This is a genomic window from Flavicella sediminum, from assembly GCF_006381105.1.
Classification (GTDB): Bacteria; Bacteroidota; Bacteroidia; order Flavobacteriales; family Flavobacteriaceae; genus Flavicella; species Flavicella sediminum.
In genome coordinates, this window is record NZ_VDET01000001.1 from 266,057 (window position 1) to 280,322 (window position 14,266).

Annotated in this window: 16 protein-coding genes and 1 tRNA gene; 16 read left to right on the forward strand and 1 reads right to left on the reverse strand. The window is 33.3% G+C overall.

Annotated elements, in window-relative coordinates:
- The first annotated feature begins 10 nt into the window (after positions 1-10).
- From FGM02_RS00760 to FGM02_RS00785, 6 genes are all read left to right on the forward strand, one after another.
- Complete coding sequence (locus FGM02_RS00760; RefSeq protein WP_139955970.1) at positions 11-1,663, forward strand: UxaA family hydrolase; 1,653 nt, start codon at positions 11-13, stop codon at positions 1,661-1,663.
- 94 nt (positions 1,664-1,757) lie between these two features.
- Entirely contained in the window at positions 1,758-3,194 is a 1,437-nt protein-coding gene (locus FGM02_RS00765; protein ID WP_139955972.1) for a tagaturonate reductase, read from the forward strand.
- Between the two features lie 61 nt (positions 3,195-3,255).
- Complete coding sequence (locus tag FGM02_RS00770) at positions 3,256-4,083, forward strand: amidohydrolase family protein (protein WP_139955975.1); 828 nt, start codon at positions 3,256-3,258, stop codon at positions 4,081-4,083.
- Positions 4,084-4,094: 11 nt separating this feature from the next.
- Positions 4,095-5,048 carry an aldo/keto reductase gene (locus tag FGM02_RS00775; RefSeq protein WP_139955976.1) on the forward strand — a complete coding sequence of 318 codons (954 nt, stop codon included), beginning with the start codon at positions 4,095-4,097 and terminating at the stop codon, positions 5,046-5,048.
- Positions 5,049-5,159: 111 nt separating this feature from the next.
- Positions 5,160-6,497, forward strand: a complete 1,338-nt coding sequence (gene fucP, locus FGM02_RS00780) for an L-fucose:H+ symporter permease (protein WP_139955978.1) — start codon at positions 5,160-5,162, stop codon at positions 6,495-6,497.
- Positions 6,498-6,502: 5 nt separating this feature from the next.
- Positions 6,503-6,844, forward strand: a complete 342-nt coding sequence (locus FGM02_RS00785; RefSeq protein ID WP_139955980.1) for an L-rhamnose mutarotase — start codon at positions 6,503-6,505, stop codon at positions 6,842-6,844.
- Positions 6,845-6,997: 153 nt separating this feature from the next.
- Here FGM02_RS00785 and FGM02_RS00790 read toward each other — a convergent pair.
- Positions 6,998-7,070, reverse strand: a tRNA-Phe gene (locus FGM02_RS00790).
- A 456-nt stretch (positions 7,071-7,526) separates the two neighbouring features.
- Between FGM02_RS00790 and FGM02_RS00795 the strand changes: the two genes are divergently transcribed.
- From FGM02_RS00795 to FGM02_RS00840, 10 genes are all read left to right on the forward strand, one after another.
- On the forward strand, positions 7,527-8,009 hold the full coding sequence (locus FGM02_RS00795; protein WP_139955982.1) for a hypothetical protein: 483 nt from the start codon (positions 7,527-7,529) through the stop codon (positions 8,007-8,009).
- A gap of 230 nt (positions 8,010-8,239) precedes the next feature.
- A complete protein-coding gene (locus FGM02_RS00800) occupies positions 8,240-8,728 on the forward strand; it encodes a hypothetical protein (RefSeq protein WP_139955984.1) in 489 nt (162 codons plus the stop codon).
- Between the two features lie 88 nt (positions 8,729-8,816).
- Positions 8,817-9,227, forward strand: a complete 411-nt coding sequence (locus tag FGM02_RS00805) for a hypothetical protein (RefSeq protein ID WP_139955986.1) — start codon at positions 8,817-8,819, stop codon at positions 9,225-9,227.
- A 4-nt stretch (positions 9,228-9,231) separates the two neighbouring features.
- Complete coding sequence (locus tag FGM02_RS00810) at positions 9,232-10,095, forward strand: AraC family transcriptional regulator (protein WP_139955988.1); 864 nt, start codon at positions 9,232-9,234, stop codon at positions 10,093-10,095.
- A 98-nt stretch (positions 10,096-10,193) separates the two neighbouring features.
- Positions 10,194-10,643, forward strand: a complete 450-nt coding sequence (locus tag FGM02_RS00815; protein WP_139955990.1) for a MoaF-related domain-containing protein — start codon at positions 10,194-10,196, stop codon at positions 10,641-10,643.
- Positions 10,644-10,840: 197 nt separating this feature from the next.
- A complete protein-coding gene (locus FGM02_RS00820; RefSeq protein WP_139955992.1) occupies positions 10,841-11,800 on the forward strand; it encodes an MBL fold metallo-hydrolase in 960 nt (319 codons plus the stop codon).
- A gap of 90 nt (positions 11,801-11,890) precedes the next feature.
- Positions 11,891-12,517, forward strand: coding sequence for an O-methyltransferase (locus FGM02_RS00825; protein WP_139955994.1), 627 nt, complete (start codon positions 11,891-11,893; stop codon positions 12,515-12,517).
- A gap of 159 nt (positions 12,518-12,676) precedes the next feature.
- Positions 12,677-12,874: a hypothetical protein gene (locus FGM02_RS00830; RefSeq protein ID WP_139955996.1), complete on the forward strand. Its 198-nt coding sequence runs from the start codon at positions 12,677-12,679 to the stop codon at positions 12,872-12,874.
- Between the two features lie 14 nt (positions 12,875-12,888).
- Positions 12,889-13,518 (forward strand): ferric reductase-like transmembrane domain-containing protein, encoded by a 630-nt coding sequence (locus FGM02_RS00835; RefSeq protein ID WP_139955997.1) that lies wholly within the window; start codon positions 12,889-12,891, stop codon positions 13,516-13,518.
- A gap of 5 nt (positions 13,519-13,523) precedes the next feature.
- Complete coding sequence (locus tag FGM02_RS00840) at positions 13,524-14,252, forward strand: siderophore-interacting protein (RefSeq protein WP_139955999.1); 729 nt, start codon at positions 13,524-13,526, stop codon at positions 14,250-14,252.
- Positions 14,253-14,266 lie beyond the last annotated feature (14 nt).

The window sequence follows — 14,266 nt, forward strand, 5'->3', positions numbered from 1 at the left end:
ATAAAAGAGGATGTCTAAGAATTATGTTCAAATAGATCCAAAGGATAATATTATTGTAGCCATTACAAACCTTGAAAAAGGAATGTCGACTACCATCCAAGGAAAAGAAATTATTTTAAAAGAAAATATCAAGCAAAAGCATAAATATGCATTAAACGATTTTGCCATCGGTGATGAAATATTCATGTATGGTGTGTTAATAGGAAAAGCTATTGAGCCAATTCAAGCGGGATGTGCTATTACTATTGGTAATGTAAAACATGCATCTGCAGAATTTCAAGATTCTAAAGAGAAATTTACTTGGACAGCACCAGACGCTTCTAATTTTGAAGGAAGAACATTTAATGGGTATCACAGAGAAGATGGAAAAGTAGGAACCGGAAATTACTGGTTGGTTATTCCGTTGACTTTCTGTGAAAATAGAAATATTGATGTTTTAGAAGGAGCGCTTTCTGAGAAGTTAGGCTACGAAACTAAAAAAGATTTTGCCGTAGATACAGATGCCTTAATTGCACAATACAAAGCCGGTGCTTCTACAGAAGATATTTACAATACGCCAATCATTACGACAAAAGAAGAATTGTCTAAAAACAGATTGTTTCCAAATGTAGATGGGATTAAATTTTTAAAACACGACGGTGGATGTGGAGGAATTCGTCAAGATTCTGAAACTTTATGTCGTTTGCTGGCAGGGTATATTTCGAATCCGAATGTAGCAGGTGCAACCGTTTTTAGTTTAGGTTGTCAAAATGCGCAAATTGAAATGTTGCAAAGTGCCATTGACGCTATTGCTCCTAATAACACAAAACCTGTTCATTATTTGGAACAGCAAAAAAGTGCCAGTGAAAGAAGTTTGATTGAAGAAGCTGTTAAGCATACATTTGTAGGCTTGATTGAAGCGAATAAAATTGAAAGAAAACCAGCACCTTTAAGCAAATTGGTTCTTGGTTTAGAATGTGGAGGTTCAGATGGTTTTTCTGGGATTTCTGCAAACCCAGCTTTAGGCTATGCTTCTGATTTATTGGTCGCTTTAGGAGGAAGTCCAGTGCTTTCAGAGTTTCCTGAATTGAACGGAGTGGAACAAGAAATGATTACAAGATGTAATACAGAAAAAGACTCAAAGAAATTTTACGATTTAATGAGAGCTTATTCTGCAGCAGCGGTTGCTGTTGGGTCTGGTTTTGAAAACAATCCTTCTCCAGGAAATATCAAAGATGGTTTAATTACAGATGCCATGAAATCGGCAGGAGCTGCTAAAAAAGGAGGAACATCTCCTGTGGTAGAAGTATTAGATTATACGGAGCAGGTAACAAAGCCAGGTTTAAATTTATTATGTACTCCTGGAAATGATGTGGAATCGACTACCGGATTGGTAGGTTCGGGTTGTAATATTGTGGTGTTTACAACTGGTTTGGGAACTCCAACGGGAAACCCAGTAGCGCCAGTATTAAAAATTTCTAGTAATACCAACTTGTACGAAAGAATGAATGATATTATTGATATCAATACAGGAACGGTAATTACAGGTGAAGATACCATTGAAACGATGGGAGAGAAAATCTTAGACCATGTAATTAGAGTTGCAAGTGGAGAAACAGCTTCTAAAGCGGTTCTTCATGGAAATAACGATTTTATTCCTTGGAAAAGAGGGGTTTCCTTATAAAATGTTGAGTTTTGAATGTTGAGTTCAAAATTTTTCATTATTGAGAAATAAAAAATACTAAAAGCCAATAGCTAATGGCCATAAAACAAAAAATATGAATACATTAAATAGAAGTACTGCAAACGTAAAAACGTATACAGAAAGAATAATTCAATTTGGAGAAGGGAACTTTTTAAGAGCCTTTGCCAATTGGATGATTCATGAAATGAATAAAAAAGCAGGTTTTGATGCTGGTGTGGTTGCTATTCAACCTATTGACCAAGGTTTGATTAAAATGTTAAACGATCAAGATGGTTTGTACACTTTGTACTTAAACGGAATCAAAAATGGTGAAGCTATTAGCGAGCACGAGATTATTGATTGTATCCAAAGAGGAATCAATCCTTATGAAAATCCTGCTGATTATTTAGCGACTGCTGAAAATCCAGATTTACGTTTTGTTATTTCTAATACAACGGAAGCAGGTATTTCTTACAATGCAGATGATAAATTAGACGACGCGCCACAATCAAGTTACCCAGGAAAATTAACAGCTTTGTTGTATAGAAGATTCCAAACTTTTGGAGGTGCATCTGACAAAGGATTGATTTTAATTCCTTGTGAGTTGATTGATAAGAATGGAGACAACCTAAAAAGAATTATTTTACAATATGCTGCCGACTGGAATTTAGGTGCAGAGTTTGTAGAATGGATCAATGATGATAATATTTTCTGCAATACTTTAGTGGATAGAATTGTACCAGGTTATCCAAGAGATAAAATGGAAGCGATTACGGAAGAACTAGGTTATAAAGATAATTTGGTGGTGGAAGGTGAACAATTCCATTTGTGGGTCATTGAAGGACCTGCTTCTGTAAAAGAAGAAATTCCGGCTGAGGTATGTGGATTGAATATTGTGTTTACCGACAATATGGAGCCTTATAGAACTCGTAAAGTTAGAATTTTAAACGGAGCTCATACCACTTTAGTGCCTGTTGGTTATTTATACGGAATTGATAAAGTTAGAGAGTCTTTAGAAGATGAAGTTGTAGGTGGTTTTTTGAAAAATACAATTTTCAATGAAATTTGTCCAACTTTAGATTTGTCTAAAGAAGAATTAGATCAGTTTTCAAATGATGTTTTGGATCGTTTTCGAAATCCTTATTTAGAACATGCTTTGATGAGTATTTCATTAAACTCAACTTCTAAATACAAAACAAGAGTATTGCCTTCTGTTTTAGAATATATCAAAAGAAAAGATGCTTTACCTCAAGGTTTATTGTTCTCTTTGGCTTCTTTAATTGCTTTTTATAAAGGTGAAAGAGGAACTGAAAGGTATGCGGTTAAAGACGATCAGGCTGCTTTAGACTTTTTCGCTGCGCAATGGGCAAAAGGAGATATCAATGCTATTGTAAAAGCAACACTTTCAAATACTGATTTTTGGGGAGTAGATTTGACTCAATTTGATGGTTTAGAAACCGCTGTAGTGACTTATTTAGAAGCAATTCAAAACAAAGGAATGAAAGCGGCTTTACAAGCTTTTGTAAACTAAATAATACCAATATATTTGTTTTTTTGAAAAAGAAAACGAACCAAAATTTAAACTTTTTAGCATGATTATAGATTCTCATCAACATTTTTGGAATTATGAACCCGTAAAACACGAATGGATAGACGATAGCATGTCTGTAATACGTAGAGATTTTACGCCATCTGATCTAAAAAAGGTGTACGAGGAAAACGGTGTTGATGGCTGTGTAGCGGTACAAGCAGATCAAACTTTAGAAGAAACAGATTTCTTATTAGAGCTGTCTTCAAAAAATAGCTTTATTAAAGGAGTTGTGGGCTGGGTAGATTTAAGAGCTTCTAACCTTACAGATGTTTTAGATACGTACCAATCTTTTGATAAACTGAAAGGTTTTCGTCATATCGTACAAGGAGAGGCTGATCACAATTTTTTGTTGCGTCCAAATTTTTTTAATGGAATTCAGACTTTAGAAAAACGTGGATATGTCTATGATATTTTGGTGTTTCCACATCAATTAGGTTCGGTATTGGAGTTTGTAAAAAAGTTTCCAAATCAGAAATTTGTGATTGATCATATTGCAAAACCTTATATAAAAGATGGTTTTTACGAAGGTTGGGCAACGCAAATGAAGGAAATAGCGAAGTATGAAAATGTAGAATGCAAGCTTTCAGGAATGATTACTGAAGCAGATTTTAAAACATGGACGCCAACTCAAATGCAACCTTATATGGAATTAGTATTGGAAGCTTTTGGAACAAAAAGAACCATGTTTGGTTCTGATTGGCCTGTATGCTTGGTGGCAGGTAACTATAAAAAAGTAAAAGAATTAACAACAAATTTTATCGCAGGACTTACCGTAAATGAGCAATCAGATATAATGGGAAAGAATGCTGTAAAATTTTATAACCTATAAAAAATAACATTATGAAAATAAAACCAACGTACATCGAAGGAGATTTCACGAAGAGTGAATTTTTCAACAATCAAAGCCGTTTGGTATGTGGTTGTTCTGGTTTAGGAGGAGTTTGGAGACCGATAGAAGAATCTGTGGCTGTTGGCACAATTTTGCATGCATTGGAAAACGGTATTCGCGTTTTTGATACATCTCCATCGTACAATAAATCGCAATTGTTTTTAGGAAAAGCTTTAAGACAATGGGAAGGTGAAAAACCTTTTATCAGTACCAAAGTAGGGCGTTTACAAGCTGAAAAAGCAGACGATTGTGTGGTAGATTATTCTCCTGAAACCATGCGTAAAAGCGTATATGAAAGTCTTGACTTGTTAGGATTGGATAAAATTGATTTGTTGTTTTTACATGAGCCTCACTTGGTTCCTGTAGAAAAAATGGATGAAATTATGGATTGTTTACAATCTTTTAAAAAAGAAGGAATTGTAGGTAAGCTTGGTGTTGGCGGAAATCCAATTGATCGTTTTTACCCGCATTTAATCAAAAAGAATTTTGATGTGGTTTCTGGGTTTTTAAAGATGGACGCCTGTAATCTTTCTGCTTTTGAAAGAGATGTGCCTCAGCTTAAGAAAGAAAACATAGCTTACTATGGAGCTTCTGCTTTGCATATGGGCTTATTGGGAAGACGCTTGGAGGAATACAATGCAGACAGACCTAATAACGAATGGATTACAAATTTAGACGTGGATATTGCTGTTGAAGTAAATAAAATTGCTAAAAAGTACGATATGCCTTTGTCTCGATTGGCCATGAGGTTTGTGTATTCATTAAAAGAAGCAGACAGGGTTGTGGTTGGTCCTACGAGTAAAGAACAGGTATCAGATATTTTAAGTTCTTGGAACGAAGGGAAATTGCCTGAAGCTATTTTTAATGAAATTGTAAACGTGATTGAAGAGTTCAGAAAGAGGTAATTTATTTTAGCATGAATTCAAAACATAAATATTAAAATATTATCAGGACAAATCGTTTGTCATAAACGTTTTGTCCTTTTATTTTTACAAACCGAAACTAAATTTAAAAACATGAATAAATTATCGAAAATTCCAGTAGTAAAAAAAGAGCTACTGTTTCCATTTATTATCATCACCTCTTTATTCGCCTTATGGGGTATTGCCAATGATTTAACAAACCCAATGGTGTCGGCATTTAAAAAAGTAATGCCTGAATTGTCAAATGTGCAAGCTTCTTTGGTACAGTTTGCTTTTTACTTTGGGTATTTCTTTATGGCTTTGCCAGCTGCTTTGTTTATCAGAAAATACAGCTATAAATCAGGAATTATTTTAGGACTTTGCTTGTATGCAATTGGAGCCTTCTTGTTTTACCCAGCTGCGGCTTATGAGGAGTTTAATTATTTTTTGGTATCGCTATGGGTTATTACTTGTGGACTGGCCTTTTTAGAAACAACTTCAAATCCGTTAATTTTGGCCTTAGGTGACAAAGAAACGGCAACACAGCGTTTAAACCTAGCGCAAGCATTTAACCCTATTGGATCATTAATGGGAATGATCGTTGCTCAGCAATTTGTGATTTCTGCTTTAAGATCGGATGATAAAGATGCTTCTGGAGCTTTGATCTATGATACCTTATCGGAAACAGCAAAAGCAGCTGTTAGAGAAAATGACTTAGGAGTGATTAGTGTACCTTATATTTTATTAGGATTGGTGGTATTGGCAATTATGGTAATCATTATTTTTACGAAAATACCAAAGACTTCTGAGGAAGATAAACTTTCTTTATCAGCATCGTTTAAATTATTGTTCGCTAATAAAAATTATGTGCATGGTGTCATTGCGCAAGCTTTCTACGTGGGAGCTCAAATTATGTGTTGGACATATATTTTTCAATATGTAGATAATATCAATGAAAGTTTGGCAGAATCAGAGCAATTAACGGCGACTTGGTTCAATGTGGCAGCAATGATTATTTTCTTGACAGGTAGATGGATTGGTACAGGTTTAATGAAAACAATTAACCCTTCTAAAATATTAATGTTATTTGGTATTGGAGGAGTTGTTTGTGCGGCTGGAGCAATTGTTTTACAAGGAGTTCCAGGGTTGTATTCTCTTGTAGGTGTGTCTTTGTTTATGTCTATTATGTTTCCAACAATTTATGGAATTGCATTGAAAAATATGGGTGATGAAGCTAAAATTGGTTCGGCTGGTTTGGTAATGGCCATTGTAGGTGGAGCTTTTATGCCAGTTGTGCAAGGAAGTATTTTAGATTGGGGTGGACCTGGATTTGCAGATGAGCAAATATTAGGATTTATACCTGAAGTGAATTTTTCATTTGTATTGCCTATGATTTGTTTGGCGGTAGTAGCACATTATGGTTATGCAACATTAAAAAAATCTAATAACTAATAATTATGAGTACGAAAAGATATTGTTATTCTTGCGATTTAAAAGATGATTCTAAACTAATAGCAGAATATAAAGCATACCATGCTGCCGGAAATGCATGGCCAGAAATTACAAAAAGCATCAAAGATGCCGGAATTGTAGATATGCAAATTTACCTAACAGGAAATCGTATGTTTATGATTATGGAAGTAGATGAAACTTTCGATCCTGCAAAGAAAGCAGAAATGGATGCCAACAATCCTAAAGTACAGGAGTGGGAAAACCTTATGTGGAATTACCAGCAAGAATTGCCTTGGGCAAAGGATGGTGAAAAATGGATTGCTTTGGAGCAAGTGTTTCAATTGTAATTCAATTTAAAATTATAAATAAGAATAAAAAAGTCAGACTAGCGTCTGGCTTTTTTTATGAAGTGCATAGGAGGAGTTCCTATAGAGAATTAGTGAGTTGAAAGTTTGAAGCATAAAAAAACCGTAAAGAAATACATCTTTACGGTTTTTAAGTGGTGCCTCCAGGAATCGAACCAGGGACACATGGATTTTCAGTCCATTGCTCTACCAACTGAGCTAAGGCACCATTGCTACTAAGACTTAAGAACTACTCTATTTGTCAAAGCGGTTGCAAATATACATGTTTTAAGTTAATAAAATAATTATGGGACAAGAAAATTTTATAAATTTCAATAAAATAAAGTTTTTGAAATCAAATTGATTTGACGTTAGTTAAAAGTAATATGTGTTTTGTGAAAGAAGCTATAAAACTAGTTGCCTAATTGAAAGGGTATAAGAGTTGAATAACACCTTTTTTTATAATTAGAACCTGTCTTGACTCGGTAAAAATAGTAGCTATTAAAACAATAAAAAATTGAGTAGCTAGAGGTTTACTTGTTTTTATCGATGATTATTTTTCACTTTAAGTGTTTAAATAAGAATAAACTTAAAATTCAGCCACAAATAGTTTAACTTTAAACTCAACTACATATAGTTTGTCATTATTGGATGTTGTTACTTACATCTATAAAAAGGAATAGAGATGCTAGGAAAAATACTAAATATTAGGAAAACTAATTACACTTCTGACTTGAACGAAGAAAATTTAAAGAAAAAAGTGGAAGCGATCTTTGCTCAAGGGACTTTAAGTTTTGTCGGGAGGTTTTCAAATAAAAGTGAGTTTACGGCCTATGATAAATTGAGGGTGGTTGCTTGGCATATGCCGAACTTTAAAAGAAAATCGGCGTATTTAAAAGGGGAAATAATAAAACTTGAAAAAGGGGTGTTGTTAAAAGTACATAGCAACCCCAATGTTATTTTGTCCATTTTCGCATTACTTTCAGTCTTAATTGGTGCGGCAATAACTTTAGCTGCAGAGTCTATTCATAAAAACAAACAATTTTTCTTAATTGGCTGTATACTTATCATCGTTGGTATTTTGTATTATTTCGTTGGACGCTTTTTAAGAAACAGACTTCAGAAAAATTTTGAGCAGTATTTAGGGCTGCCAAAGATGAAGCTATAAATTTCTTTCTCTTGTAACTTTTTGTAGTGGTATTTATTGTGCGCTGGGCTATTATTTTTAGAAATATGCTTATGAACCTACAACTGTTCAAAACTTTTCTTCATTTTACAGCTATTAGTCTGTAATGTTGTTGACTATTGTTTAGTTTTAGAAAAAAATATTTTCACCTGTAGTTTAGTCTAGCTTTCACCAATTCAAGACTAGACCAAACCTTAATCATAACCACAAATATGAACACACAAAACAAGAGAGTAGCAGTACTAGGAAATTTCAAAGCGCTAATTTTAATTTGTTTGCTGGCCTTTGTAGGCTGTGGCGAATCGGATGCTGGAAATGAGATGGATGTAGCTCCGGAAACAACTGAGAAAAGCTATTCAATAACCGTTGGTGTGTTCATTCAAAACGGAAATACCTATACCGATCAAAACAAAGATCTTGTTTTTGTCACACAGGATGCTTGTCAGTCTTGGAGCAGAACGGCTTCTGGTGATGATCATAATGCTTCTTCACATTTGCATTACAATGCGGCAAAAAACACCAGCTACAATGCAACTACCGAAACCATTACTTGGAAAGAATACGGCCCAGAAATAAGTCAGGAGTTAATTGATGCTACCTGTGACAATGGAAGTAACGGAGCTACTAAAACGGCAGACAAAACCAGCTACCATGCAGATAAAAATTTCTTCTTAAAAATTAAAGCTGTTGTAGAACAATAGGAGGTGAAAAGGACAATGCTTTATATGTTGTAGCATCCTTGTTTGACATTGCATATGGATCCTATTTACTTTATTTTCGTTAAAAAAAATGAAGAATCAAAAATTAGCAATAAAAATACTGCTAGGTATATTTACAGCAGTTATCCTATTTCATATAAGCATACTTTTAAAAATTGTTCCTTATGAAATTACTTGGGGCGGCAGGTTGAAAAATGATACAGAAATGTATGTGTTTGAAAGTCTTTCCCTATTGATTAATAGTTTACTAATTGCGGTTCTTCTTATGAAAGGAAATTATATAAAAGCATTCCTCTCTACAAAAACAGTGTCTGTAATTTTATGGGTCTTTTGTGTGCTTTTTGGACTAAACACAATTGGAAATATTTTTGCAGAAACAAATTTTGAGAAATTTTTTACTATTATTACCCTAGCAAGTTCCTTTTTAATTTGGTCTATTTTAAGAAGTGATAAAAAAATAACTACTAATTCAGAAAAATAGTTCCTTGAAGAATATTCCTAACATAGCCTTTGAAAGCAAAGAGCAAACAAAAGATTTTGAATTTCTGAATCTAGCCAATTTGTTTGCAAGAATTCCTACAATTTCAGATCACAATCCTACCGAACCTCACAGAGTTACTTTTTTTGCTTTGCTTATTGTTACCAAGGGAACGGGAACACATCAAGTGGATTTAAAGGAATATCTTTTAGAAGCAGGATCGGTGTTGAAAATTGCCAAAGGACAGGTGCATGCTTTTCAGAAAAATGCAACGTACGAAGGTTTTTTAATCCTTTTTACGGAAAATTTTGTGTTGAATTATTTTTCAAAATCATCGATCAATATTATTTCTCATTTGTACAATTACCATATTACTCCTCCGATTGCCAAGGATGAAAAATTAAACGAGGAATTTCTGAACCAGTTTTTACAGGAGCTAGAAATAGAAAACAGTTATGCCAAAAAAAATATAATTGCGGCTTTGTTAGAATTGTATTTTTTGAGATTGGAACGCAAGTCGCAGCACAACAAATTAGAAGGCACTCAGGTAAAACAGCACCAACTTTTTATTCAATTTAAAAATTTAGTGGAAAGCCAATACACCACCACGCGTAACGTAAAGGATTATGCCAATATGTTGCTAGTATCTACAAAGCTCTTAAACCAAGTGGTGAAGTTTTTCACCTTAAATACGGCCAAAGCATTTATAGATGAATATGTTGTGTTAGAAGTAAAGCGTGCCATTGTGAGTACCGATAAAAGCTTGAAGGAAATTGCTTATGAAGTCGGTTTTGATGAGGTGACCAATTTCACCAAATTCTTTAAAAAGCACACCCATACAACTCCAAAACAATTTAAAGAGACTGTATAAAAGGTTTCTGCGCATATTTACCATTATTTCCCGAACATTGACCTAGTCGTTTCTTTTAGATCGAGTTATTTTTGTATAAATTTTAAAATCCTTAAAAAATGAAAACAAAATTAGTCGCATTTATTTTTCTTAGCTTATTTAGTATAGGTCTTAGTTTTGCACAAAACAAAAAAACAGAAGAAACGAAATTTCAGTTTGCACAGCCAGAGCATTTTTTAGATGGCTATTCTTTTAATTTTCAATACCAAAATGGAACGGCCATACATATGGAGTTTTATAAGGGGAAAGCCAAATATGAATGGTTGCTTGGACCAGGAAAAGGAAACGGAAATAGTGATATTCCATATCGTTCTCGTAAAATTGGCAATGATTTGTATTTGGTTAACTGGCATGAAGTTGGTTTAAAAGATTACCTAACTATTGTTTTTGATTTTAACAATATGACGGTTCATAGTTCTATAATTATTGGCTATGAAAACAAACCCGAAAGAACCTTAAAAACTGTTTTTAGAAGTGGCGTTATTGATCATTTAAAAAGAACAGAATAAAAATAACAACCCCTGTGATTCCTAAATCTGATAAATGCCTTTGGTGTTTGTCAGATTTTTTTTTGTTTTAAGCTTTTTGAGAAAACAAACGGTAAAATAAGAATAGTCTCATATTTACCATTTTTTGAGCTGTTTTGATCACGGCTCTGCTATTCTATTTTAGCAATTTTGTCGTACAATATAAAAACATAAAAAAAATGAAATCTTTTAAATTAAAATTTTTAGTACTAGTAGTAGCATCTCTATCAATTTACTCTTGTAGAAATGATGATGACCATAGAAATGCACAAGTAATTGTTGATTTTGGAACGGCTCCTGCTAGTTCTATGATTACCACAGGAACAGTAAATGTAATTACTGAAAACGAAGTGCGATACCATACAATTAATTTTGGTGAAGCACCATATACGGTAACACTTGTTGAAACAGAAAACAATATTGTTTTGGTAGATTTAGGTCCTGCGCCTGCCTTTGCAGCAGAATTGAAAAATTATTACGATGCCATTGACAAGCCTGGAGCTGTAATTATTACGCACAACCACGGTGACCATTACGGTGGCGCGGGTAGTTTTACCGATTTAGATTTTTTTGCAGAAAGTGTTGTTGCCAATCAATTAAACAACACAGATGAGTTTACCACTTTGTACAGTCAAGATGTTATAGCGGTTAGTGCTACTCAAAAAATAGGTGACTTAAACTTTAATTTCGACAAAGTTTCTAATGCAGAAACGGGAGAAAATGGCTATGTGTACAATGAAGAGCACCAAGTTTTATTTGCAGGAGATTTAGTATATAATTTAACACATCCTTATATTAGAGAGTATACGCCTAAAGATGCAGAAGACGAAATAGACAATTGGGTTGCAGGTTTGACAACTTTAAAAACAGAGTTTTCTACTTACACCTACTTATTTGTAGGTCACAATGGTTCTCGTTCTGATCTAGTAACAGCAATTGATGAAAACATTAACTATTTGCAAACAGCAAAAGGATTGATTAAAGGAACACAAACACTTACTGCAGGAGGTACAGCTAGTACGAATCAAGAAGTAATTGATGAACTTGAATTGTTATATCCTAATTATAAAGAAGGTGGACTTTCTTTAGCACTTCCAAATGCTTTCTTTCCTGGAGATACAGGAGCAGATTGGTTTTAATTAAAAAATAGAATTTTAAATTTAATCTATAAACAGTAGGAATGGAAAGTATTTATTTCTATTTCTACTGTTTTTTTTATAACAATAAGTATGGAGCTTACACTAGAAAATCAGATAAATAATACTTTAATAGAATTGTACAACGATTCAAAAAAGGATCAGCTTAAAATTATTAAAAGCTTGGCGAAAAGTGCTTTTAGAAAAATTCAACCAAAGGATTTTAAAGATGTATACCTGTCTATTTCTAAAAAACAAGGTGAAGATTTAAGTAGGTATATAATAGCAAACAATTCAAAAAATATTATTGAGTTCGGAACTTCTTTTGGAATTTCTACGCTCTTTTTAGCACAAGGAATTAGAGAAACAAAAGGTCATATTGTAACCACAGAATTAATTGTTTCTAAAGCTCAAAAGGCCATAGAAAATTTTAAAAAAGCTGGAGTAGATCATTTGATTGACGTACGAATTGGAGATGCCTTGCTTACTTTAAAAAATTATAAGGAGCCTATAGATTTATTGCTGTTAGATGGATGGAAGGATTTGTACTTACCGCTATTTCAACTATTGGAACCTAATTTTCATAAAAACACTTTAGTTTATGTGGACAATGCAAATATGAAAGATGCTCAGGTATTTTTGAAAACAATAGCTAAAAATCCTAAATACCAAATAGTGCCAAAATACAAGGGTAAAGTTGCTTGTATTAGCACAATATAAATTTTTAGGAAAACCTTGTTTTTCTAGGGATGAAGAGCTTTTGTCCTTTTTAATAGAAAAAAATAGAAATTCAATAAAATCTCAGATGTACCATTTATAACACAGGATTTACCTTTGGTGGTTTCCTGTTTTAATCAATCTTTGAAAAAAAATAAAGGAATGAGTCAAGTAGCCCAATGCCCAACTTGTGGTAGCAAAGCAAAAATTAAAGAAAAGGACGGAGTTACCAACTACCAGGCAGTCCAAGATGAAGAAGCCTTCAAAAAAATAAGCCAGCTAAAAAAAGCTATGGAAAAATTCAAAGCAAAATCGGAAGCGCTAGAAAAGGAAATAGAAGCTTTAAAATCAACACTATAATTTTAAAAACAACTATGCAATTTATCAAAAAAAATTACGGATGGATCTTGGTTTCAATACTGGCCTCGCTTCCTTTATTGGTGCTTTTTAAAATGTTACAGGTTGATTTTTTCAATGGATTTTCCGTTAGCCTTATAGAAGGATCTGGTGCTGAAGGAAAAACAACCTTAGAAATGTTGTATCATGTTTCTGGTGAATTTGCCATTCGTTGGATGACCGCAGTTCTGACTTGTACACCGTTTTTTATTTTATTTGGAGTCAGCAATTTGTATGTTCGACAAGCCATGGGAATTGCAACCGCTATTTGGAGTTTTATACATTTTATCATTTTTATAGCGGCGGAAGGTTTTTTAGAAACCTTTACTCAAGTAAATTATATAGCAGGTTTTATAGCTGTATTATTATTAATTCCATTGTTTTTTACGTCTAATAGAAAGTCAATGAGGTATTTAAAAGATAAGTGGAAAAAACTACAAAGTTTGGTTTATATAATTATTTTTCTAAGTCTTTTACATATTGTACTTTTAGAAAAAACTTGGCTAATTTATGCTATTGTTGTAGGGCTTGGATTGGTTTTAAGAATTCCAGTAGTTAAAAGTTATTTTATCAAACGAAGAAAAAAAAGAAAAACAATTCAAGCTTAATTGAAATGAGTTTATTAGAAAATATCTTAAAAAAAGTTGTCCTACAAAAGGCTACAATTATAAAAAAAACACAACTATCAAATTCGGTTTACCAAATTCGCTTAAAAAGTGAAAGCATCAAAACAGCTGAATTTCTACCTGGTTATTTTTTACGCTTAGTTATAGGAATAGGCAATGATGAACTTGCTTTTAAGGACAAAGTTAGAAGTTACAGCGTGTGGAATATCAATAAAACGGAAGGAACTTTGGACCTAGCCATTGCAACCGAAAGTAATGGAATTGGAGCCCAATGGGTGGCCAATTGTTTGGTAAATGATGTGGTTTATTTTAAGTGGAAAAAAGGAACTTTTGTGCTTGATAAAACTGCTGATAGTTATTTAATGATAGGTGATCTATCTGCCCTATCACACTTGTACGTAATTCACAGATCCTTGCCTAACAACAAACAAGTAGAAAGCCTTATTTACAGCTCAAATACGAATCGTTTTTTTAATGATATTGAGGATACTAGTCCCTTTAACTTTTATGAATTAGACCCCAATGCCATCACAGAAATTTTACGTTTGGTAAAAGAAATAACGCCAAAAATGAAAGGCACTAAAATGGTTTATATTGCTGGAGATAGTAGAGTATGTATAGCCTTAAATCAGTATTTTAGAAAAGAATTAAATTGGAACACCCAACAAATTAAAACCAAACCTTTTTGGAATCCAGACAAAAAAGGATTGGAATAAATGAAAATAGCCAT